The 20,263-nt window shown below is 75.1% G+C and carries 15 protein-coding genes; 6 read left to right on the top strand and 9 right to left on the bottom strand.

The window, feature by feature from the left end; translation table 11 throughout:
• Window positions 1–34: 34 nt before the first annotated feature.
• Window positions 35–496, bottom strand: coding sequence for an OsmC family protein (locus tag UO65_RS11850; protein WP_035281740.1), 462 nt, complete (start codon window positions 494–496; stop codon window positions 35–37).
• Window positions 493–1,128, bottom strand: coding sequence for a GntR family transcriptional regulator (locus tag UO65_RS11845; protein WP_035281738.1), 636 nt, complete (start codon window positions 1,126–1,128; stop codon window positions 493–495). Before UO65_RS11845 ends, UO65_RS11850 begins: the two co-directional genes overlap by 4 nt.
• Window positions 1,129–1,579: 451 nt before the next feature.
• On the opposite strand from UO65_RS11845, the gene UO65_RS33230 reads away from it, so the two are divergent.
• Window positions 1,580–1,954 (top strand): ATP-binding protein, encoded by a 375-nt coding sequence (locus UO65_RS33230; protein WP_052021059.1) that lies wholly within the window; start codon window positions 1,580–1,582, stop codon window positions 1,952–1,954.
• Between the two features lie 246 nt (window positions 1,955–2,200).
• Window positions 2,201–3,166 (top strand): SDR family NAD(P)-dependent oxidoreductase, encoded by a 966-nt coding sequence (locus UO65_RS11835; RefSeq protein ID WP_035281736.1) that lies wholly within the window; start codon window positions 2,201–2,203, stop codon window positions 3,164–3,166.
• Between the two features lie 29 nt (window positions 3,167–3,195).
• On the opposite strand, the gene UO65_RS11830 is transcribed toward UO65_RS11835, so the two are convergent.
• The 7 genes from UO65_RS11830 to UO65_RS11800 all read right to left on the bottom strand — a co-directional run bounded on the left by UO65_RS11830 (window position 3,196) and on the right by UO65_RS11800 (window position 8,650).
• Window positions 3,196–3,759 carry a hypothetical protein gene (locus UO65_RS11830; protein ID WP_035281734.1) on the bottom strand — a complete coding sequence of 188 codons (564 nt, stop codon included), beginning with the start codon at window positions 3,757–3,759 and terminating at the stop codon, window positions 3,196–3,198.
• Window positions 3,756–5,078, bottom strand: a complete 1,323-nt coding sequence (locus UO65_RS11825) for a hypothetical protein (RefSeq protein ID WP_052021057.1) — start codon at window positions 5,076–5,078, stop codon at window positions 3,756–3,758. The genes UO65_RS11830 and UO65_RS11825 overlap by 4 nt, the downstream gene beginning before the upstream one ends.
• Complete coding sequence (locus UO65_RS11820; protein WP_035281732.1) at window positions 5,075–5,869, bottom strand: ABC transporter ATP-binding protein; 795 nt, start codon at window positions 5,867–5,869, stop codon at window positions 5,075–5,077. The genes UO65_RS11825 and UO65_RS11820 overlap by 4 nt, the downstream gene beginning before the upstream one ends.
• Before the next feature lie 26 nt (window positions 5,870–5,895).
• Window positions 5,896–6,720: a zf-HC2 domain-containing protein gene (locus tag UO65_RS11815; protein WP_035281730.1), complete on the bottom strand. Its 825-nt coding sequence runs from the start codon at window positions 6,718–6,720 to the stop codon at window positions 5,896–5,898.
• On the bottom strand, window positions 6,717–7,253 hold the full coding sequence (locus UO65_RS11810) for an RNA polymerase sigma factor (protein WP_110078831.1): 537 nt from the start codon (window positions 7,251–7,253) through the stop codon (window positions 6,717–6,719). Before UO65_RS11810 ends, UO65_RS11815 begins: the two co-directional genes overlap by 4 nt.
• A gap of 85 nt (window positions 7,254–7,338) precedes the next feature.
• Window positions 7,339–8,151, bottom strand: coding sequence for an alpha/beta fold hydrolase (locus tag UO65_RS11805; RefSeq protein ID WP_035281727.1), 813 nt, complete (start codon window positions 8,149–8,151; stop codon window positions 7,339–7,341).
• Window positions 8,152–8,233: 82 nt separating this feature from the next.
• Window positions 8,234–8,650: a hypothetical protein gene (locus UO65_RS11800; RefSeq protein ID WP_035281725.1), complete on the bottom strand. Its 417-nt coding sequence runs from the start codon at window positions 8,648–8,650 to the stop codon at window positions 8,234–8,236.
• Window positions 8,651–8,846: 196 nt separating this feature from the next.
• On the opposite strand from UO65_RS11800, the gene UO65_RS11795 reads away from it, so the two are divergent.
• From UO65_RS11795 to UO65_RS11780, 4 genes are read left to right on the top strand one after another with little or no spacing between them, the layout of a single operon-like run.
• The gene (locus UO65_RS11795; protein WP_035281723.1) at window positions 8,847–9,698 is read left to right on the top strand and encodes a DUF4132 domain-containing protein; all 852 of its coding nucleotides are present in this window, start codon (window positions 8,847–8,849) and stop codon (window positions 9,696–9,698) included.
• Window positions 9,695–14,569 carry a hypothetical protein gene (locus UO65_RS36705; RefSeq protein WP_052021056.1) on the top strand — a complete coding sequence of 1,625 codons (4,875 nt, stop codon included), beginning with the start codon at window positions 9,695–9,697 and terminating at the stop codon, window positions 14,567–14,569. Before UO65_RS11795 ends, UO65_RS36705 begins: the two co-directional genes overlap by 4 nt.
• Complete coding sequence (locus UO65_RS11785; RefSeq protein ID WP_035281722.1) at window positions 14,566–15,714, top strand: ATP-binding protein; 1,149 nt, start codon at window positions 14,566–14,568, stop codon at window positions 15,712–15,714. The genes UO65_RS36705 and UO65_RS11785 overlap by 4 nt, the downstream gene beginning before the upstream one ends.
• Window positions 15,698–19,192 (top strand): DUF5682 family protein, encoded by a 3,495-nt coding sequence (locus UO65_RS11780; RefSeq protein ID WP_035281720.1) that lies wholly within the window; start codon window positions 15,698–15,700, stop codon window positions 19,190–19,192. The genes UO65_RS11785 and UO65_RS11780 overlap by 17 nt, the downstream gene beginning before the upstream one ends.
• Window positions 19,193–20,263 lie beyond the last annotated feature (1,071 nt).

Here is a 20,263-nt window from a genome sequence, read left to right as displayed (position 1 = left end):
GGGCCGAACCGGCCCGATCACGGACGAGCCGCGTTCACGAACTGGTCGTGGTCGGTTCGTGCCGGACGGGGAAGTTCACCGAGTTGGCGATGAAGCACGTGTCGTGCGCCCGCTCGTGCAGCGCCTCGGCCCGCTCGACCATGGCCGGGTCGGCGACGGTCACCTCCGGCCGCAGCACGACCTCGGTGAACCGGCCGCTGTTGCCCGGTTTCTCCCGCATCGCACCGGTGGCGGCGTCCACGTAGCCGGTCACCACGACGCCTGCCCGTGCGCACAGCGACAGGAAGGTGAGCATGTGGCACTCCGACAGGGAGGCGACCAGCAGCTCCTCCGGGTTCCACCGCTCGGACGTGCCGCGGAACGCGGGGTCGGCGCTGCCCTTCAGCACCGGCTTGCCCTCGACGACCACGTCGTGGTCGCGCACGTAGTCGCGGTAGCCCGCTCCGGTGTCGCCGCTCCAGCGCACCGTGACCCGGTAGTCGTGCTGCCTGCTCACGTTTCTCCTCCTCGTTCGGTGAGAACGGACATCGTGGACAGGACGTGTTCACGCGCGTGGGCGGCAGCCCGCTGCGGATCGCCCGCCGCGATGGCGTCGATCAACTGCCGGTGCTCGTCGTCCACCAGGACCGGCCGGGCAGGCGCGGTCAACGAGGCCCGCGTGGAGACGGTGATCTGGTCCCAGATCCGAACCAGCACCTCCGACGCCGCCGGGTTGTCCGCGAGCGTGGCGACGTACCCGTGGAACACCCGGTTGTGCCGGACACCCGCGACCAGGTCCCCCTGCCGCGTGGCCTGATCGGCCAGGTCGGCGTGCTCGACGAGCCGGGCGAGGTTCGCCGGGGACAGCTCGCCGTCCCGCTGCCTGCGCGCGGCCGACTCCGCGGTCAACGCCTCCAAGCAGGCGCGCACGAGGTAGGCGTCCCGCAGCGCCTTGGCATCCAGTTCGACGACGGTCACACCGCGCCGCGCGGCCCGCACCAGGCCGTCGCCTTCCAGGCGCCGCAACGCTTCCCGGACCGGCGTGCGGCTGACGCCGAGCCGTTCGCACAGCTCCAACTCGGTGATCGGCTGTCCGGCGGGGTACGTGCCGAGCACGATCAGGCCGCGGACCTCGTCGTAAACGTCCATTGCATGCAATGTATACAAACAGCGGGTCGAGCGGAAGGGGCTCCACCGACCCGGCCGAGCCACGCGGTGTCCCCGGCGGCCGTGTCGGTGGCGGCCAGGTCGGGTTGGCCATCGGCTTGCTCGCATTCCGGGGCATGGCGAAATCGCCGCGGTGCTCGGGATGGCGGTGTCGAACCAGAGCGGTGTTCGGGGTTCGCACCGGGGGAGTGGTTCCCGGCGGGGCCTGGCTCCGATTCGTGGACCTTCGTCGAATCGGAGGCGGGTTTTCATCCGGCTTCCCACCGTCGCTTCGGCCAAGGCGGGTTCGAGTTGTCAGGGTGTGTTTCGAGGCGTGTTCACCTGCGCACGCGAGTGGTGGGCGCTCTGCGCGCCCGTGCGCGGTGCGGGTACGGTAAGTCCGTTTCGTGGACACTCGGGCTGGAGAATGACAATGGGACACGCTGTCCCCTCGGTGGCTTCCGCTGCGGAACTGCGCTCGATCATCGGTGCCGACCTGGAGTTCCTGGCCTCCGAGCAGGCGGACATGTTCCTCGCCGTGTGCGTCGAGATGGTGGCCAACGCCTTCGACCACGGCGGCGGCATCGGCGGCTTCCGCGTCCGCCACGACCACTCCCGCGGGCTGCTCACCGTCGAGATCGACGACTTCTCCAGCGCGCCACCGCGCGTGGTGTCCGGTGACCCGACCCGGCTGCGGGGCCGGGGGATGGCCATCGTCGACGGGCTCACCGAGTGGGGGGTCCGCCGCTCCCGCGACGGCAAGACCGTGTGGGCCGTGATGACCTGCGTGTGCAGGTCGTCGACGAGGTGTGCGGTCAGCGCGGGCTGATCCGCTCTCCCACTCCCGCGCCACTTCGAACGCTGCACCACCTAGAGGCGACTGATCGCTCCCAAATCAGGTATTCACTCCAACTAACCTGTATCAAGATAACCAGAAACACCGTCAGCACCGATCACTGCCGAACCAAAACCCGCTGCGAGGCCGAGAGGCTGGTATCGGGTGGGGTGGCAGGACCCCGGGGCGCTGAGCTGCGGGATTTGACCTGGAGCGCACTCCAGTTCCTAGCCTGGTCCCATGACAGTCAGCCAGCAGCACAAGATCGGTTCCGGTTTCAACGGGCGAACCACGGCGGCCGAGGTCCTGGCCGGGATCGACCTCGACGGCAAGCTCGCCATCGTCACCGGTGGCTACTCCGGGATCGGCCTGGAGACCACCCGCGCCCTCGCCGCAGCGGGTGCGCGGGTCGTCGTTCCGGCGCGCAGGCCCGCGGTGGCGGCGGAGGCGCTGGCGGGGATCGAGGGGGTGGAGACGGCCGCGCTCGACCTCGGGGACCTGGAGGGCGTGCGCGCGTTCGCCGACGGGTTCCTGGCGTCGGACCGGGGGATCGACCTGGTGATCAACAGCGCGGGCGTCATGGCGTGCCCGGAGACCCGCGTCGGCCCCGGGTGGGAGGCGCAGTTCGCGACCAACCACCTGGGCCACTTCGCCCTGCTGAACCGGTTGTGGCCCGCGCTGCGGCCGGGTGCGCGGGTCGTGGCGGTGTCGTCGTACGGGCACCACCGCTCGCCGATCCGGTGGGACGACCCGGACTTCACCTCGGGCGACTACGACAAGTGGGAGGCCTACGGCCAGGCGAAGACGGCCAACGTGCTGTTCGCCGTGCGGCTCGACGCGCTCGCCCGCGCGCACGGGGTGCGGGCCTTCGCCGTGCACCCCGGGGGCATCCTGACCCCGTTGCAGCGCCACCTGAGCCGCGAGGAGATGGTGGAGCGCGGGTGGTACGCCGAGGACGGCACGGTCCTGGTGGACTTCAAGTCCCCGGAGCAGGGTGCCGCGACCCAGGTCTGGGCGGCCACGTCCCCGCGGCTCGACGGGTTGGGTGGTCTCTACCTGGAGGACTGCGAGGTCGCGGAGCCCGCCGAGGCGGGTGCCCCGTCGGGTGTCCGCGACTACGCCGTGGACCCGGAGCAGGCGGCGCGGTTGTGGGACCTGTCGGCTCGGCTGACCGGGGTGGACGCCTTCCGCGGGGTCGGCGCGTAGGTCGCCCGCCGTGTCGGGCGGCGCGTGGCTCAGGTTCGGCAGCCGCGCGCGGTGTAGAGGGCCAGGCCCGCGACGCCGAGCGCGCCCGCGGTGATCGTGGCCGTCGTGCTGTCCAGTGGTTGGACGGGCCAGGTCAGCAGGCGCAGGGCGAGCGGGTCCGCCACCGGTGGCATCGCCGCGGCGACCGTCGCCCCCGCCACCGGCAGGGTCCAGGCCAGTTGCCTGCCGAGCAGGGTGGCCGCGAGGGCGGTGAGGCCCGCGAGGCCGACCGCGGCGCGCAGCACGAACCCGGTCGGTGCGCTGGTCGCGGCCAGCGCCGTGGTCGCGACCGCCGCCGCGGTGGCCAGCACGTGCGCGGCCCGGCGCGGTGGCCAGCGCAGGGACGCGGTCCGCTCCAGTGCGGGGTCCGCTCCGCCGAGCCCGTAGCCGAGCACGGCCAGCCCGATCGCGAGGGCCAGCACCGCGGACGCCACGGCCGCCTGGGGGTTCGTCGACCCGTTCCCGAGCAGTCCGATCGTGGTCACCGCCAGTACGGCCCCGGGCAGCCCGGTGGGTACCTGCCGTGATCGCAGGTACAGCACGAGCAGTCTCATCGCTCGACCCCCCGGACGCACTGGAGGCCGATCGTGCGGATCGCGGTGACCCGGCGTACCTGTTCGTCGCGGGGCAGGGCGCGCAGGTCGTCCCACTCCGCTTGGCGCTCGGCGTACCAGTCGATTTCTCGAGGGGAGGCATGTTCGGTGGGTGGTACCGCTCCTGGCAGGGGGAAGCGGTTGAGCAGCCAGGCCGTTGCCAGCGCCCGGCCCCGGTCCACCTGTTCCGGGCAGGGCCGGGTGCCTCCGCCTGCGAGGACGCGCATCACCAGTTCGTCGCCCGTGCCGAGCCAACTGCCGCCGGGGAGGTGGTTCTCGATGTCGAGCCACACCTCGGTGGCGGGTTGCGGCCCCGGTCGGTCGGCGGGCACCTCGTGCACGGACGTCGGGGCGTCCGGCAGCTCCGCCAGCAGGGTCAGCGCGGTTCGGGCCGGTCCGACCAGGGCGGCCAGGTCGTTCTCGTGGACCTTGAGCACGCACACCGCCGGTCCGCCGTCGGTGGTGCAGACCTCTGCCGTCGCGGCGGGGTCGGTCGCCAGGCCGGATGCGGGGGCCGCCGTGAGCACCGGGAGGGCGATGCCCAGCCCCAGCACCGCGGGCACGACCGCCAACGCCGCGGTGCGGCGGCGGGTGACCGCGAGCAGCACTAGGCCGCTGAGGGCCAGTGCCGCGAACCACGCCGACTGCCCGAGGCTGACCGGGGTGGTGACGGTGGTGACCTCGTCGAGCGGTGAGGTCAGGTTCGGCGTCAGCAGGGCCGCCGCGCCCGTCGGGCCGTCCTTGGCCAGTTGGACCGGGACCACCAGCAGGAGGAACCCGGCCACCGTGAGCACGGGTGGGGTGTACTGCGAGGGCAGCAGTCTGCCGATGCCGAGCCCGAGCCACCCCGCCGCCACCAGGGACAGCGCGCCTGCCACGGCGATGGGCACCCAGCCGAGGTGTCGGTAGGGCGTCGACACGCCCAGCGCTCCCGCCGCGAGGACCAGCAGGTACCCGAGGCCGAGGCAGATGCCCATGGCCAGGGCCGGGGGCAGGGCGCGGGACCGGATCGGCCGCGGTGTGGTGGTGAGCAGTTCCTCCATCCGGGAGCGCCGGTCCCGCCTGGCCTGCCAGGCGCCCGCGCCCAGGGCGAGCGGCCACAGGACGACCAGCATGATCCGCTGGATGCCCGCCAGCATGGTCCACTGCGGTGCCCACAGGCCGGTCTGGTCGCTGAGGGCGAGCACGTAGAGCCCGGCGGTGCCCGCGGTGGCGACGGCGGCGCCCGCGGTGAGCGCGGTCGAGCGGCGCAGTTCGGTGCGCAGGACGCGGCCGTTCACCGGGTCACCTCGGCGGCGAGCAGGGCGGAGTAGCCGCGTTCCATCGGGCTGTCGCCGACGTCGTCGGTGCCGCCCGCGGCGACCACCTCGTCGGGGGTGCCCTGGAACACCGACCGGCCGGAGGCCATGAGCACGACCCGGCTGCACGCCGCGGCGACGTCCTCGACCAGGTGGGTGGAGACGAGCACGCACGACCGTTCGCCCAGTGCGCGCAGCAGTGCGCGGAACTCCAGTCGTTGGGCGGGGTCGAGGCCGACGGTGGGTTCGTCGAGCAGCAGCAGGTCGGGGTCGTTGACGACGGCCTGGGCGATGCCCGCGCGGCGCAGCATCCCGCCGGACAGCGTCTTCATCCGGTCTTCGGCGCGGTCGGCGAGTCCGACGCGTTCGATCGCCCGTTGCACCGCGCCCGGGATGTCCTGCTTGTCGACCTCCTTGAGCCAGGCCATGTACTCGACGAATTCGCGCACGGTGAACTTCGGGTAGTAGCCGAACTCCTGGGGCAGGTAGCCGAGTCTGCGACGCAGTGCCCGCAGGTCGGGGCGTCCGTTGACGGGCACGCCGAGCAGTTCGAGGTTTCCGCCCGCCGGGTGCAGCACGGTCGCCAGTGCCCGGATGAGGGTTGTCTTGCCCGCGCCGTTGGGGCCGAGCAGCCCGTGCACGCCGGTGCCCAGGCGCAGGTCGAGTCCGTCGACGGCCATCCGCTTGCCCGCGCGCACCCGCAGTCCGCTCGCCTGGACCTCCCACGCGTACCGCGTGGGTGCCGACTCGGTCGGGTTCACCGCCCGAACCATGGTTGTCTCCTCTGGTCGAAGTGTTGTCAGTTCTTGTCGGACAGGGCGGTGAACGACCTGGCCCGCGCGGTCAGGACCACCGCGGCCACCGCCGCAGCTATGGCCCAGCCGGGGAGTCCGGCCTGCCGCAGCGGTTGCGGGGCGCCCAGGTTCATCAGGGTGGGCGCGATGACGAGCGCGGTCCACAGCAGACCGAGGCCCAGGGCCGCGCGGTCGACGCCGAAGACCGTGCCCAGTGCGAGCGCGCCGGTGGTGAACGCCAGGCAGGGCAGCAGCCACAGGGCGGGGTTCAGGCCGGTGAAGGCGCCCGCCACGGCGAGCACGGGGATCACCGCGGCCAGCACCACGGCCGTACGGCGCAGCACCACGGCCAGTCCGGCCCGGGGTGTCGAGGCGGTCAGCTCGTGCAGCGGGTCGAGCCGCCGGGACCACGCCGCCGCGACGCCGAACAGCGGTGCGACCGGTGCCACCAGCAGGACCAGTGGGGTCGGGGTGTGCTCCGGTGCGATGAGGTCGACCAGGAACGCCACCAGGGCCACCAGCACCCCGGTCGTCAGTCGCGGTGCCAGGGTCGGTGGTGCCCACGTGCGGGCCCACCGCGACCAGGCGGGTCTGCCGGGTGCGGGGGTTCGCGGTGCGCGCGCGTCCAGTTCGGTCCAGACCCGCCGCAGTGCGCTGTCGAGGGTGGGGTCGCCGATCCGCACGGCGTCGGCGAGGTGGGTGCGGCAGTCGGCGCAGGTCTCCAGGTGCGCTTCCACCGCCCACTCGGCGGCGGCGGGCAGCGCGGGGTCGCCGGTGGCGTAGGCCGCGATGGCCGCGCGCGAGGCGTGCGCGCCGGTGTTGTCGGTCATGACATGGCCTCCCGCAGCATCAGGCGGGCGCGGCGCGCCCTGGTCTTGACGGTTCCCTCGGGGATGCCGAGCAGGTCCGAGGTCTCCCGCACGGTCAGGCCGTCGAGGACCATCGCCCGCAGCACCTGCCGCAGTTCCGGTGCCAGGGCGCCGAGTGCGGCGCCGACGTCGCCGGACAGGGTCCACTCCAGCAGCGCGTCCTCGGCGGCGGGTGCGGCTGCCGCCGAGGTGGCGGTGGCGGCCTCGGTGGCGCTGCGGTGCCTGCCCTCGCGGCGGAAGGCGTCGACGAGCCTGCGCGCGGCGACGGTCCACAGCCAGCCGAGCGCGTCGTCGACCGCGGCCCCGTCGGCGAAGGAGCCCGCGGCCCGCCACACCGCGAGGTAGGTGTCCTGCACGACCTCGGCGACGAGCTGTTCGTCGGCGCAGCGCTTGCGCAGCCGCACGGCCAGCCAGGGGGAGGTGCGGGTGTAGAACTCCTCGAACGCGGCCCGGTCGCCCGCGGCGGCCCGGCGCAGCAGCGCCCGCTCGTCCATCCCGGTCGTTCCCTTCCGCATGTGACTGGGTCGCCGGGGGGCGGCCTGCCGGTTCTCCCCGCTCAGGTGACCCGCGTCACATGCGTCAGAGGTCGTGGAGGAAGGTGAGCAGGGCGGTGTTGAACTCCGCGGGCCGGTCGAGGTTCGCCGCGTGCCCGCAGTCCTCGATCGTCACCGCCCGGCCGTCGGCGGTGTCGCGCACGGCGGCCTCGGCGTGCGCGGCGGGCCAGTACTGGCTCTGCGCGCCCGCGACCATCAGCACCGGCAGGTCGGCGCGGGTGACGACGTCGCGCCAGTCCTGCTGGGCGTGGTCGCGCAGCAGCGCCTCGGTGCCCTCGGGGCGCACGCCCAGCGCGGTGGGGTCGCCGAGGCGTTCGACGAGGCGGGTGTGGGCCGGGAGCGACTGCTCGGGGGTGAGTCCCCGGCTGGTCTGTGGTACCCCGTCGGCGAAGAAGGTGCCGCTGTTGTCGTCGGTGAGCCCGTAGAACCCGTTCTCCCAGTCGGCGGAGTTGATCATCTTCGGGGTCTGGTCGACGCTGACGACCCCGCGCACCGACCCGGTGCCGAACAGGTCGAGCATGGCCCAGATCGCGCTCGCGCCCATCGAGCCGCCGACGAGGGCCACCGGCCCGAGGTCGAGCGCGTCCAGCACCTCGCGCAGGTCCTTGCCGTGGCGGGACACCCGGTGCCCGAACGGGGGGTTGTCCGACCGGCCGTGCGAGCGCCGGTCCACGCACACCGCCCGGTACCCGGCGGCGGTGAGGGCGTCCACCTGGAACACCCAGGACGCGGCGGTGGCGCCGTACCCGGCCACGAGCACCACGGCCGGGCCGCTGCCCGTCGCGCTGACGTGCAGCGACACCCCGTCACCGGTGCGCACGGTGGTCTCCGTCGTCATCGGCGTCCTCCTGTCGGCGGTTGCGTTGTCCCACCATGCTCGACCAGTCCGCGCGACCGCGCCAGGCCATGGCGCCCGGGGGTCAGCGCGGCGCGGGCGGGTCCGGCAGGTGCCCGGGGGCGTCGGGGCCGAGGACGTCGGCCACCACCCCGTCGGGTCCGAGCAGGGGCCGCCCCCACGCCCGGGCGATCTCGTCGGCCCGCAGCAGCCAGGTGTGCCGCGGCGGCGGCCGTTCGCCGAACTCGACGGCGATCTCGTCGGCGCGCAGCGACCGGTTCCAGCGGTGCACGCCGAGGAATTCCGGGTCGGGTGCGTGGTCGAGCAGTTGGCGCACCAGGCGCGGGTGGAACGGCGGGATGTGCCCGTGGACGCCCTCGCCGCCCTGGAAGACGCTGTCCACGAGGGACCGCACGGTGAAGTCGTCACCCCGGCTGGCCAGGACGTAGTTGTTGAACGGGCCCTCGGAGAGCGATTCGAAGCCGGGTCTGGTGAACGCCACCGCACCTCCTCCGCCGACCACCTGTCTCGGCACCAGTATCACCGGCCCGGGGCGCGGGGGTGCCACGCGGGCCCGCCGCCGAGTCACGTGAAGGTTGCGAACAACCGGATCGACGGTTTTTGTCGTACCGCCTCGGTACCGTCTCGCCCGTCATCGCAGTGATCTCATCGGCAGTGATCGAATCGCAGGAGGAACCGTGGGCTGGCTCGACGCCGCGTCCGGCTACCAGGTGCGGCTCGGGGAGAGCGGGCGGGTCCAGTGCCGCAACGGCAAGGGAAAGCAGCTCTCCTCGGTGCCCGCGTCCATCCAGGACGACCCGCGGGTGGTGCGGTTGCGCCAGCTCGCGGAGTGGCTGTCCCGGCACGAGGCCGAGTGCCTGTCCGCAGTGGACGGCTGGATGGTCCGGTCGTTGTCGGTGCCCACCGCGGTGCTGGTCGAGGTGTGGGCGGACCCGGCGTGGGCGGGGGTGCTGCGCGACCTCGTGGTGAGCACCGGCGACGAGACCGGGTTCCTGCGCGACGCCGACCCCGGGCGCGGGCTGGGGGTGGTGACCCTCGACGGTGACACCGTGCGGGTGCGGCCGGAGGCCGTGTCCATTCCGCACCCGGTGCTGCTCGACGACCTCGACGAACTGCGCGAGTTCGGCGCCGAACTCGGTGTCGAGCAGAAGGCGCAGCAGTTGTTCCGGCAGACCTTCACCAGGCCCGCCGCCTTCCCCGCTGGCAAGTCCGAGGTGGACGACTACTCCCGGGGCCGGTTCGAGCAGCTCAACCACGCGTTGGGCCGCTGCCGGACCCTGGGCTACCCGGTGCGCGGCGGCGAGGCGGTGTACTCGGCGTTCGAGGGCGGCCGGACCGTGGAGGCGCGGTTCTGGATCGGCTCGGACCACCCCGAGGGCGAGACCTGGACCGGTGGCCTGCGCTGGGCGCTGGACGACGGCACCGCCGTGCCGTTGGCCGAGGTCGGTGCGGTGGCCTGGTCGGAGGGGATGCGGATGGCGTCGGCGATCCACGCCGGTCGGGTCGTCGAGGAAGCGGTGGCGCGGTGAACACGTCGGAGAACACGTTGGACCCGCGCGTGGACGCGGCACTGCTGGCCGCGGGCGCCATCCTGCCCGGCACCTCCGCGGCCGGGCCGGACCGCGACACGGTCACCGCCCGCCGCTACACCCACCCCGCCCTCGACGACCGGGTCGTGGTCCGGCTGGTGCCCGAGGTCCTGGGCCGCGCCGAGGACCTGACCTGCGAGTACCTCGGGTTCGACGCCCCGGTGCGCGCCGAGGGCGTGGGGACCGGGCGGCGCAGCGCCCTCGGGTTCCCCGCCTGGGCGCTGGTCAACGACCCGGCCAACGCCCACCACGCGCTCAACCTGGTCAAGGACGTCGAGCGGCTGGCGCGCACCGCCAAGTCCAAGGCCAGCGCCGCCAAGGACGGCTTCACCGCGCTGGGCGACATGCTCGGCCGCTCCGCCCCGCACTTCCTGCCCACCTTCTACGAGCAGGCCGGGCGGATCTTCCTGGAGCACGCCAACCCGACCTACGCGGCCACCATGTTCGGCAAGGCCCGCGAGGCCGAGGAGGTGCACGACCTCGCCGTCGACGCCGAGCGCACCCGCGAGGTGTTCCTGGAGTTCGCCTTCGCGGGCGCGCTGACCGCCAAGGCGCTGTCCGCGCACGCCAAGGGCCTGGCCCGCAAGCACGACCCGGGCGCCGCGCACGAACTGTTCCTCACCCTCTGCGTCGAGCGCACCCGCGGCGGCCTGCCGCCCTACACCGGGATGCCCGAGGACCTGCGCAGGCTGGCCAGGGCCGCCGGGCGCGACGTCGCCGCCGAGGACGAGCGGCTGCTGCGCGCGATCCTCGACAGCCCGGCGATCAAGGGCGCGGGGGCGGCGTTCTGGAAGTCCCACCGCGACACCCTGGTCGCGATGGCCACCGCCGACGCCCGGGTGCGCTCGCAGCTACTGGCGTTCGTGCCGTCCGCGGCGTCGGCCCGGCCCACCCTGGACCTGTGGCTGGACCTGCTGTCGGCCTGCGGCGCCGACCGCGCGCTGGTCGAACCGGGAGCCGGGGCGGCGCCGACCCCGGCCGCGTGGCTGTCGACGGTGCTGGGCGTGCGCGGGTCCGGTTACGGGACCGGGTCCGGCCGGTCGGAGCGGCTGCTGGAGTTGATCACCGCCATGGCCGACCGGTTGGTCGCCGACGCCGAACCGGTCCGGGTCCTGCGCGGGTGGCGGCAGGGTGAACTGGACGTGCTGGACCTGATGGTGGCCCGCGGCATCCCCGTCGCCGAGGGGGACCGCGACACCCCGCGGCTGGACGTCGGCGGGTGGCTCGGCGACGACGGCCCCGGCCGCCGCGACCTGGTGGCGCTGGCGGGTTCCGAGCGCTTCGTGGGGCCGCTGGGGGAGGGCTTCGTCCAGCACGCCCGGTCCGCCGCGCGCTCCGGGGCGGTCAGCCGCGAGGCGCTGCTGCCGGTGCTGGCGGTGCCCGGCCTGCGCGCCGCCCTGCGGCACTGGCTCACCGCCCGCGCCGCCGAGACCGCGGCCACCGGCCTGCCCGGGCTGGCCGAGCGGTTGCAGGCGGTGGCCGTGCTGCGGCTGCCCGAGGCGTTCGCCGACGTCCCGGAGGCGGCCGAGGCGATCGCCGCCACCGACGTCGCCGCCGCGCTGCGCGCGACCCTGCACGCCGGTCTGCTTGACGAACTGGGCTGGCCCGCGCTGGAGGACGCCGTCGCCCGGCTCACCGCCGCGTCGGCCGCCCCGAACGAGGGTGTCGTGGTGTGCGGCGAGGGCTGGCCCGCGCTGGTGCTGCGCCGCGGTGAGTCGTTCGTCGTGGTCGGCCCGGACGGGGTCCTCGCCGAGCACCTGTCCCGCATCCCGACCGAGCGCAGGCACCGGTGGGCGTTCGCCCCGACCGCCCTGTGGTGCGACGGTGTGCTGCTGGTGCGCTGGCAGACCGACGACGGCGAAAGCGCCTACTGGAGCGACGCCCCCGACCGGGTCTTCGACCCCGGCGAGCACACCGCCCACTACGGCCGGGACCTGCCCGCGCCGTCGATCGCCCTGACCGGCGGCGGGCGCGGCACGGGTGGTCGCGCGGTGCACCCCGGCGACACCCAGGCGCCCCGGAGCGGCCGGGTCTTCGGCGACGGCACCACCCTGTGGACCGACCGCTACTCCGACGGCGAGTGGCGCTGGGTCGAACTCGACCCGGCCACCGGCGAACGCGGTCGGGCCAGCCTGCCCCGGTTCGTCGAGGACTTCGCCCTCGACGGGGCGGCCCTGCAACCGCAGTGGTGCGACCTGCGGCCCGTCGCCGCCGCCACCTCGATGAGCCCGCTCGGGGCCGCGGGCGGCCTGCACGGCTGGCGGGTGCGCCGCGAGGCAGACGGGTCCTGGACCGGTGAGGGCGTCGACGGCAGGCGCGCCCGCCTGACCGGGGGCCGGGAGGGACCGGCCGGGGTGCTGCGCCTGCCCGGCGGTGGTGAGGTGGTGCTCAGCAGGCGCCAGGGCCACCTGATGCTGCACGCCACCGACGGCAGTGCCCTGGGCGCCGTGTCCGCCTCGGACCGGCACCCGGCCTACGCCGCGGGCACCCCGTTCGTCGCACCCGTCGAGTGGTGGCACCTGCTCACCCCGCGCGACCCCGCCGGATCGGCGGCGCTGCGCGAGGTCGGCCGCGAGGCGGTCGAACGGGTCCTGGAGGCGGCACTGGCCGAACCCGCCGACGACGCCCGCCGCCCGGCGGACGAGGTGTTCGCCGACCTGGTCGCGGGCAAGCGCGGCGGGCTGGCCGGTGCGGTCGCCGACGCCCTGCCCGGCCTGACCCACCCCGCGCTGCTCGCCGGTGTCCTCGACGTCGTGCGGCGGGCGGCGGGCCTGCTGCGCGAGCACCGCGGCTACGCCCCGATCGCCGACGCGGCCCGCCGGGTCGACACCGCCCTGTTCGCCCCGGTCGGCCCCGTGGTCACCGAGGAGGACCTCAACGCGGCGCTGTCCTGGTTCGGCACCTACCGCTCCCACCGCGGCCACGGGTCCGTGCCGACGAACCTGCCCGACCTGCTCACCGCACTCGGTGAGACCGCCGCCGAGCCCACCCCGGCGGCCGGGGCGCTGCCGGAGTCGACCAGCCCGGACTGGTACGACGTGCTGCCCCACGCCGCCGCCCTGGCCCACCGCGCCGCCTCCCCGTTCACCCCGGACGCCCAGCGCGAAGCCCTGGTGCTGTTCCTGCGGTCGGTCGCCGCGGCCGGTCTCGTCGACGGCACCGGGCACTGGCGCACCGTGGGCCTGCTGGTCCCGAACGGCTCACCGGACCCCAAGACCCGGGTCGTGCCGGTGGACGGCGGGTTCGTCGCCGTGTTCGAACAGCAGTGGCGCCACGACGCCGACAACCGGTTCGACGGCGTCCAGTACACCCGCACCCCCGGGGTGTTCGACCTGCCGCGCGGGTGGCGGGTCGAGGCCGCCGAGGAGGTCCGCCCGTCGTTCGGGCCCGACCGGGTGGCCGCGTTCCTGACCGCGCTCGCCGAACGCGGCCCGGCGCCGTGGTTGCCCGAGGCGGTGCTCGCCTTGGTCGAGCGCACCGGCATGGGGATCGCCGAGGCCACGGTCCTGCTGGCCGGGATGCCCGGGGTGGACCGCTGGGACGCCCACTACCTCAGCACCGAGGAGCGCCGGGCGCTCGGCCTGTCGGCGGGCGCGGCCAAGGCGGCCAAGGAAACCCTCCGGCCGCTCACCGACTCCTTCCGCCGCGCGCTGCTGGCCGCCGCCGTGCCCACCGACCCCGCCGACCTGTGGACCACCGGGCCGGACGTGGACGCCGTCGCCGAGGTGTGGACGGCGAAGTTCGGCCGCCGCACCCCGGTCCCCGACGACGTGCTGGTCGACGCGACGAAGCTGCTGCCGCTGCACAACAGCGGCGAGTACGTGACCGGCGTGCTCAACCCCGGGCTCACCCCGTGGCTGGCCGCCAGCCAGGGCGTGCGCGTGGACGAGCAGGGCGCCTCGGTCGTCGACAACCCGGGCGGGTTCGACCGGTCCACGCTGCGCGCCGTGCCGCAGGTGCTGCTCTGGCTCGCGCAGCGGCTGCCCGCCGGGTCCCCGCTGCGGGCCCGGCTGCCCGAGGCGCTGGACCTGGCCCGGCGGCGCGTCGCCGACCCCGGGTTCGCCGTCGAGCTGACCCACTGGGCGGACAACGACCAACTGCGGGCCCTGCTCGGCCTCGACGGGCCCGACGACGAGCTGTTCGGCACCCACCGCGGCTGGCTGGAGGTGGGCAGGTACCGCGACGAGCGCTCCAGGTTGGTCGTCCGGCCCGGCCTGATCGGTCCGCAGGATCGCGACCTGTTCACCGCCCTCGCCGAGGTCTGGTACTGCGGGGACCTGGTGACGGCCGCGGACCTGCTGGCCTCCGCCGGGCTGGCCGCCGCCTGCGCCGCCACCGCGGCCGAGGGCACCGACCCGGCCGCGTACTTCCAGGACCCGGCGGTGTCCGCGCCGCACCTGGTCGCCGAGGTGGCGGGGAAGTTCGGGCTCGCCGAGGACGCCGCCGTGCTCTACCTGCAACTGCTCGCCCTGCCCGACCCGACCGACGCCAACACCGCCCGGTGGACCGGGTGGAAGCCCGCCCGGCTGCGCAAGGCCCGCGCCGCGCTCGCCGAGACCGACCTGGTGCTCACCGCCAAGCGGGCCAGGGCCGGGCGTTCGCTGTTCCTGCCCGGCGGCTGGCTGCCGCTGGGCGCCCCGCACCTGCCGCTGGAAACCTGGAAGGCCCCGATGTTCGGCATCACCGGCAAACCCGACTCGGCGATCGTCGCCCGCGAACCCGCCGCCGACCTGTTCACCCGCGCCTGGCGGCGCGTCCTCGACGGCGATGCCCCCGCCTACGAGGAGCTCAAGACCGGAGGCCGCCGGTGAACGCCCCCAGGCAGGTCGACCCGGCCGAGGACGCCCACCGCGCGGAACTGGCGTTCCTCGCCGCCCACGACAGCGGCCCCCGACCGCCGGGTTGGCGGCTGACCCCGCGCGCGGTCGTCACCTTCGTCACCGGCAGCGGCGGCGACGCGCTGGCGCTGCCCGCGGGCGCCAAGGCCGACGGCCTGCCCGCGCGGATGGTGATCAGCCCGAAGTTCGTCGGCGAGCGGGCCCTGGTCGAGCGGGCCGTGGTCACCCTCGCCGGGGAACGCGGGCTGCTGCTCGTCGGCGAGCCCGGCACCGCTAAGTCGATGCTGTCGGAACTGCTGGCCGCCGCCGTGTCCAGCACCAGCCAACTGGTCGTGCAGGGCACCGCGGGCACCACCGAGGACCAGTTGCGCTACGGCTGGAACTACGCGCTGCTGCTGGCCGAGGGACCCAGCCCGCGGGCGCTGGTCCCGTCCCCGGTGCTCACCGCCATGCGCGGCGGCGCGGTCGTGCGGGTCGAGGAGGTCACCCGCTGCCTGCCGGAGGTGCAGGACGCGCTGGTGTCGATCCTGTCCGACCGGCGCATCGCGGTGCCCGAGCTGTCGGGCACCGACGGCGCCACCGTGCACGCCGCACCCGGGTTCACCGTCATCGCCACCGCCAACCTGCGCGACCGGGGCGTGTCGGAGATGTCGGCCGCGCTCAAGCGGCGCTTCAACTTCGAGGCGGTCGGCCCCATCGGCGACCTCGCCGCCGAGACGGCGCTGGTGCGCAGGCAGGCCACCGCCGCGCTGGAACGGGTCAGCGCGCCGTTCGCGGTGGACGACGTGGTGCTGGAAGCGCTGGTCACCGCTTTCCGCGACCTGCGCAACGGCGTGTCGCAGGAGGGGTGGGCGGTCGAGCGGCCCTCCACGGTGATGAGCACCGCCGAGGCGGTGTCCGTGGCGGCCTCCCTCGGCCTGGCCGAGGCGTACTTCCCCGGCGACCGCGACCCGCTGTCGCTGCTGCCCGGGCACCTGCTCGGCGTCGTCCGCAAGGACGACCCCGGCGACGCCGCCCGGCTCCTGGGCTACTGGGACGGTGCGGTGCGGCGGCGCGCGGAGACCGGGGCGCGCACCTGGCGACGGCTGTGGGAGCTGCGCGATGTCCTCGACTCGTGAGGACGTCCTGGCGGCCGAGGCCGCCCGGCTGGCCGAGCACCGCGCCCCGCACCTGATCGGCGTGCGCCACCACTCGCCCGCCCTCGCCGCCGCCGTGCCCGCCCTGCTCGACGCCGCCGCGCCCGAGCTGCTGCTGGTGGAGCTGCCCGAGGAACTGGGGGAGTGGCTGCCGCACCTGGCCGACCCGGCGCTCACCGCACCGGTCGCCCTCTCCGGCGCCGCCCGCGACGGCGGCGGCCTGGCTTTCTACCCGTTCGCCGACTTCTCCCCCGAACTGGCCGCGCTCCGCTGGGCGCACCGCAACGGCGTCGAGGTCCGCCCGTGCGACCTGCCGTTGCGCCTGCGCGGGCCGGGCCACCGGGCACCGGGGTGGGCGGCGAGCCCGTTGACCGACGCGCTGCGGCGCACGGTGACCGGCCGCGACGGCGACGACCTGTGGGACCGGCTGGTCGAGGCCACCGCTCCCGGCCAGAGCCCCGAGGCCGTGCGCCGGGCGGCGCTGCTGGTCGGCTGGGCGATGCGCCGCGACGCCGAGGGCGCCGGGGTCGACCCGTTCGACCTGCGCCGCGAGGCCTGGATGCGCCGCGCCGTCGCGCGGGCGGACGGCAGGCGCTGCACCGCGGTCATCGGGTCCTTCCACGCCGCCGCCCTGCTGCACGGCCCCGGGCACGACGCCCCGGAGGACACCGGGGCAGGCCCGGAGGTCGTGACGTCGCTGGTGCCGTACGGGTTCGCGCTGCTCGACGAGCGGTCCGGCTACCCGGCGGGCATCCGCGACCCGGAGTGGCAGCAGGCGGTGTTCGAGTCCGGCGGCGACCCGGCCGCGGTGGAGGCCGCCGCCGCGTCGGTCGTCGTGCGGGTGTGCGCCCGCATCAGGGAACTGGGCCACCCGGCAGGTCCCGGCGAGGCGCGGGAGGTGCTGCGGCTGGCGGTCGACCTGGCCCGGTTGCGCGGCCTGCCCGCCCCCGGGCGCGGCGAGGTCGTGGAGGCGGTCCAGACCGTGCTCACCCACGCCGAACCGCTGGGCCGGGGCCGGGTCGTGGCCCGCGCCGCCGGGGACGTGCTCGTCGGCCGCCGCACCGGACTGCTCGCCCCGACCACACCCCGCTCCGGCCTGGCGCCCGCGGTCGAGGCGCTGCTGGCGGACCTGCGGCTGCCCGGCCCCGGCAGCGGCAAACCCGCCGTGCTGCGGCTCGACCCGCTGCGCTCCCCGCTCGACAGCCGCCGCGAACTGGCGCTGCGCAGGCTCGCCGTCCTCGGCGTCACCTACGCCGAGGAGACCGCCACCACCGGCGTCGGCGGCGGCGACGCGCTCACCACCCGCTGGACCGCCACCTGGACCCCGTCCACCGCGGCCACCCTGCCCGTCGCGGGCCTGTGGGGGGCGACGCTCCCGCTCGCCGCCCTCGGCAGGCTGCGCGCCCGCCGCGCCGCCCGCACCGAGCAGGGCGGCCACACCCCCGCCGACGTCCGCGCCGACCTGCTCGACGCCGCCGCCTGCGGCCTGCCCGACCTCGTCGACGACCTGCTGTCCGATGCCGCCACCGTCCTGCCCGCCGCGGGCATCCCGCACGACCTGCTGTCCTGCCTCGACCTGCTGGACCGACTGCGCGCAGGCCACCTCCCCGGCACCCCCGCCACGGTGCTCGACGCCCACCCCCGCCTCGCCCACGACCTGGAGACCGCGGCGGTCGCCCAACTCGACGGCCTCGCCGGGTCCGAGGACGTCGCCGACGCCCGGGCCCTGGTCGAACTCGGCCAGCGCCATTACACCCACGGCACCGGCCTGCGCCTGACCGCCACCCTCCGCCGCCTCACCGACGAGGCCGCCCCCCTCATCGCGGGCGCCGCGGGCGCGACCCGCGTCCTGCTCGGCCTGAGCACACCCCAGGCCCTGGGCGAACGCGTGGCGTCCTGGATCGACACCGCCACCACCCCACCCCGCCGCGACACCCTGCGCCGCGGCCTGACCGGTGTGCTCGCCGCCGCGGGCCCGCTGCTGGAAACCCCCGAGGCACTCGACCCCCTCCTGGAACGCGTGGAAAGCCTGGTGGACAAGGACTTCCTCGACCGCCTGCCCGCCTTGCGCGGCGCGTTCACCTCGATCGGCCCGGCCGCCCGCTCCCGCGTGCTGGCGGTGGTCGAACAGCGGACGGGAACGCGCGTCGACACCGCCACGGCACCGGACCCGGAACTGCTCGCGGTGTGGCTGGAAGCCGAACAGGCGGGCAGGCAGGCCCTCATCGAGCACGGCCTCACCGATTCAATGTCCACAGTGGATGATGTCGGTGAAACCGCCGTCCAAGGGCCCGCGACGAGTGACCACCCCGACGCCGGCCTCCCGGCGCACGACGGGCCCGCGCCCGGTGGCGCGGCGGCGGGGGAACTGCCCGCCGGGTTGCGGTGGCAACTCCTGCTCGGCGCGCGCGGCCAACGACCCGCCGGAGCGGCCCGGTACGCGGCAGCGCTGGACGAGCTGTACGGGCACGACCGCGGCGAAGGCGCCGCCCGCGGAGACCTCGGGGCGGACCGCACCAACCCGTTCCCGGACGTCCGCGACTGGTCCGACGAACTCCGGGACCTGTTCGGCGACCACATCCGCGAGGAGGTCCTGGCCGCCTCAGCGGAGGGCGGCAGGCTGGAGGCGGCACTGGAGATCGACCCCGCGTCGGTGCGCCCCTCGGTCGAACTGCTGCGATCCGTGCTGTCCCTGGCGGGCGGCCTCTCGGAATCCGCACTGGCCCGCCTGCGCCCCCTGGTCGCCCGGCTGGTCCGGGAACTGACCGCGCAACTGGCCAACCGCATCCGACCCGCGCTCACCGGCATCCAACTGCCCACACCCACCCGCCGCCCCGGCGGTCGCCTGGACCTGCCCCGCACCCTCCGCGCCAACCTGACCACCGCCCGCCGCGGCACCGACGGCCGGGTGCGGGTCGTCCCCGAACGCCCGGTGTTCCGCACCAGGGGCCGCCGCTCCTCCGACTGGCGACTGGTCCTCGTGGTCGACGTGTCGGGCTCCATGGAGTCCTCCACGGTCTGGGCCGCGCTGACCGCGTCGGTGTTCGCCGGGGTACCCGCCCTATCCACGCACTTCCTGGCGTTCTCCACCGAGGTCGTCGACCTCACCGACCGGGTCACCGACCCGCTGTCCCTGCTGCTGGAGGTCCGCGTGGGCGGCGGCACCCACATCGCGGGCGCCCTGCGCCACGCCCGCTCCCTGGTCACCGTCCCCGAACGCACCATGGTCGTCCTCATCAGCGACTTCGAGGAGGGCGGCCCCCTCGGCTCCCTGATCGCCCAGGTCCGCGAACTCGTCACCGCGGGCGTCACCGTCCTCGGCTGCGCCAGCCTCGACGACACCGGCACCGCCCGCTACTCCACCTCGGTGGCAGGCCGCCTGGTGGCCGCCGGAATGCCGGTCGCCGCCCTCAGCCCCCAGGAACTGGCCCACTGGGTCGGGGAAAAGGTGCGCACATGACCCCACCCCCGATAGCCCCCACCGTCCTGGCCGACGTCCTCGACGAACTCCCACCCCGCCTCCGCAAACGGGTCGACGCCGCCCTCTCCCGCGCAGCCGAGTGGACGATCACCCACACCCCCGAGTCGGCCCGAGCCGACCTGGACCCCGACACCACCCTGGTCTGGGCCTTGCACTCCGGCATCCTCACCACCGCCACCGACCTCACCTGCACCTGCCTGCTCGCCCCCCGGTGCCTGCACCGCGGCATCGCCGTCGCCGCCGCCGACATCGCCGAACCCGCCCCGGACCCGGCCGCTCCTGGTCCTGATCCGGGAAACCCCGATCCGGCGCCCGGCGCGGGCACGCCGGACCCCGGGGAAGCGGCCACCACCGCTGCCGATCCAGGTGCGACCACTCCGACAGACCCGAGTGACCCGTCGGCGGCAGCGGGCGGCCCGAGTGGATCGGTGGGAGCAGCGGGTGCGCCGGGTGGCCCGGTCACCAGGGCGGACGGGTCAGGTGGATCGACCACCCCGGCGGCAGGCCCGGATGACTCGCCCGCAGGGACGGGCGGGCGGAGTGGGCCGGCCACCGGGGCAACCGGGCCGGATGGAGTGGCCACCCCGGCAGCCGGACCGAGTGGTCCGGCTGCTGCGGGCGAGCCGGGTGGCTCACCCGCAGCAGCGGGTGGGCGTGGTTCGGCTGCTGTGGTGGCCGGGTCGGGTGGTTCGGCCGCGACGGCGAGTGGGTCGGGTGAACCGACCGGCCCGGTGTCCGAGCCGGGTGGTGCGGATATCGCGGTGGGTGGGTCTGATGACTTGCCCGCAACGGCGGGCGGACGCAGCGGGTCGGCCGTTGTGGTGGCCGGGTCGGGTGGCTCGGCCGCAATGGTGGGTGGGCGCGGTGGATCGGCGGCGGCGGCAGCGGGTGGGCCGGGCGGGTCGGTTGACTCGGCCACCGGGTCGGGTGGATCGGCCGGGCTGGCGGCTGGGTCGGGTGGTGCGGCTGCTGCGGTGGGTGGGCCGGGTGGCTCGCAGGCGGCAGCGGGTGGGCAGAGCGGGTCGGCCGTTTTGGTGGCCGGATCGGGTG

The organism is Actinokineospora spheciospongiae, from assembly GCF_000564855.1.
GTDB lineage: Bacteria > Actinomycetota > Actinomycetes > Mycobacteriales > Pseudonocardiaceae > Actinokineospora > Actinokineospora spheciospongiae.
Note: the sequence above shows the minus strand (reverse complement) of the source record. Positions and strands in the feature narration are given on the sequence as shown.